Consider the following 3,045-nt stretch of genomic DNA (forward strand, 5'->3'; position numbering starts at 1 on the left):
GCAATACTAGCATTAAACTTAAAAACCCATTCTGAGATTTTCTTGTTTTAAATGAGGAGTAGAATTTAACAATAGTATTATTTACCCCAAATGCCATTAAAGGCATTAAAATATTAGCAGTAGATAGTATAAAGGTTATTAACCCATAGTATACTGGATCTATAAACTTGGTAAACAGAAACAATACATTAATTGCACCTACAGCAAAACCAATATAGGTTATTAATATATTTTTAATAGATTGTTTTATTACTATTCCCATTTATATGAGTTTAGATAGGGTTTCTGTTAATTTTTTTCTACTGTAATTTTGCAGGTTTATAGGTTGTGTTTTTAAATCGTTCTTTTTAAAAGCTATGTAATGTACTTTTAATAGTTCTTTAAGTTCTTTGTAGTTATTGTAATCAAAATACTTACCTGTATTGGTTTTATTTATAATTATTTCTACATCTGAGTCTTTTGGTCCTAATGCTATTATTGGTCTTTGAGACACCATATACTCAAACAGTTTTCCTGGAATAATAGACTTAGTCTCTTCAGAATCTATTTCTACTAATAATAATATCTGTGATTTTTTTTGATACATTATAGCTTCCTTATGAGGCACATACCCCCTGTTTTTAACATAGGCATCAAGCTTGTAAGAGGTTATTGTTTTTAAAATAGAATCGCTAACTGCTCCTACAAAATTAATTTCTAAATCTTCTGCAAACCCTTTTTCTTCTTCTACTAATGCTTTTAAAACTTTCCAAAGTACTAATGGATTTCTCTTAGATAATAAAGACCCGATGTGTGATATTGAAAACTTAATATCTAATTCTTGTGTTTTTACTTTTTCTACATCATACCCATTAGTAATAACAGTAATTGGTTTATTGGTTATAGTTTCAAATTCTACCTTTGTGTTATTACTCGTTACTACAATTTCATCTGCAGCATTTAAAACCTCATGCTCTAAGGTCTTATGTTTTGCTTTTGATGCTTCTGTTAATCGTAATTGTTTATGATAACCTATGGTTGTCCATGGATCTCTAAAATCACTTATCCATTTTACATCAAGGCGTTGTTGTAATTGTAACCCTATTAAATGTAAACTATGCGGAGGCCCAGTGGTTATTATTGTTTGTATTGCATTTGTTTTTATGTAATTATAAAGAAACGCTACCGAAGGTTTTACCCAATTTTTTCTTGCATCTGGAATAAAAAAATTACCTCGTACGTAAAGCATTGCTTTTTCAATAAAACTTTGTTTTTTTTCTACAGGAATAATTCCTTTACTAATGGTTTTAGATTTCTTAGAAAATATACTTGCTATTTTATAGGGCTCTTTTATTGGTTGCTTTATAACTGTAAGGTCTTTAGCTACATCTGTTATTAAACTCTTATCTATTAATGGATAGTTAGGGTTTTCTGGGCAGTATACTATGGGTTCTATATTAAAATCTGGCAGATACTTTACAAATTTTAACCAGCGTTGTACTCCAGGACCTCCTGCTGGTGGCCAATAATACGTTATTATAAGTACTTTTTTTTTATCCATTTTAAGTCTATCCTATCGTTTGTAAAACTCGTAATCTAGCATTACAACACTACGCCTCTTCTATCGTTTGTTTTTTAAACATAAGGAATAGACCTCCTATTAATAGCATAGCTAATATTATAGTACTAATTAATGCTATTTTACTTCCTGTTTTTACAACCTGAGCTTCAAACTTAAATTCTATTGTATGGTTACCTCTAGGAATCTCTAATCCTCTTAAAACGTAATTTACTCTATAGTGTGGAACTGGTTTATTATCTATATAAGCCTGCCACCCTTTTCCGTAATATACTTCAGAAAACACAGCAAAACCATCATTAATATTTTCAGATTGGTATGTAATTGCATTGGGCTTATAGTTTAATATTTTTATTGATGCTAATGAATCTACCTCATAACGGTTTGGTAATTTTTTAGTATTAGTTTCTTTTGGCACTGTATACACAGCTGCATTTTTATTATCTAATTTATCTAAAGCTTGTATTTCTTCGTTAGCAGAATTTACAGGCTCTAGTGTTTTAACAAACCATGCGTTACCATTAGCTCTATCATTAATTAATGGATAAGGTTGTCCTTTTTCATTTGTTGTTATAATGTATTTTGTATTTAACATATTTAATACATTCACATTATTTTTAACTATGTAGAAATTAAAAACATCATCAAAACGTTTCAGTTTTGCTGCATGATATCCTGTAAGGGAGTTATGAAAATAGGATGTCCTTGCGCCTCCAGAGGTTACATCGAATACTCTAAAATGAGATTTATCTTTTTTAATTTCTACATCTGCTGGAGATTCATTGTACGGTGCTTCTACTTGCCTGCTTGAAACAAAATCATCTGTATTTACATAGCGCCTATCTACTCCTACTAAATCGAACAATATTAATCCTGCAAAAATTAATACTACTTTTGTTTCGTTTAGTTTTTTCTTTAAAAATAAGAAGATTGTTCCTGCAGAAAGTATTACTAATAATAGTGTTCTTAATGTATCTTTTGTAAAAAGCATTTCTCTATCTGCTCTTAACGCATCTACAAATTCTAAACCAGCTTCTTGCCTATAATATCCATCATTTCCTCCTACAAAATCTAGCCACCCAAAAGCTTTAATTAATAAAAAGAAAATAGATAACCCAGCGGTTATAAAAACTGTATATTTTAAAGCTTTTAATTTATGGTCTTCTTTCTCATAATCATTAAATAGCCTTACTAATCCAAAAATTGCTAATACAGGTATACATAATTCTAGTATAACTTGTATTGAGCTAACCGCTCTAAATTTGTTATACAACGGAACATAATCTATAAAAAAATCTGTTAAAAACCCTAAGTTTTTACCATAGGACAATAGTAACGATAGTAGTGTTCCAGCAACAAGCCACCATTTTAAGCGGCCTTTAACTAAAAATAATGCTAGTACAAATAAAAATAATATTACTGCACCTACATAGGCTGGTGCTTCCACAATTGGCTGACTCCCCCAATAAGTTGGTGCGTTCTCAGCA

General features: G+C 30.0%; 2 protein-coding genes and 1 pseudogene. All 3 read right to left on the reverse strand.

Features of this window, described 5'->3' with window-relative positions:
• Positions 1 to 262: pseudogene (locus ACVC2P_RS00635) on the reverse strand (lipopolysaccharide biosynthesis protein); the annotation flags it as partial.
• Positions 263 to 1,540, reverse strand: coding sequence for a glycosyl transferase family 1 (locus ACVC2P_RS00640; RefSeq protein ID WP_452596552.1), 1,278 nt, complete (start codon positions 1,538 to 1,540; stop codon positions 263 to 265).
• Between the two features lie 49 nt (positions 1,541 to 1,589).
• Positions 1,590 to 3,045: YfhO family protein (locus ACVC2P_RS00645; protein WP_452596553.1), on the reverse strand; the 1,456-nt coding region annotated here is incomplete at its 5' end.

This window comes from Pontimicrobium sp. MEBiC01747 (assembly GCF_053601635.1).

Bases quoted from the DNA above. Each gene is read 5' to 3' on its own strand.
- ACVC2P_RS00640 (WP_452596552.1), bottom strand. From the start codon at position 1,540: ATGGATAAAAAAAAAGTACTTATAATAACGTATTATTGGCCACCAGCA.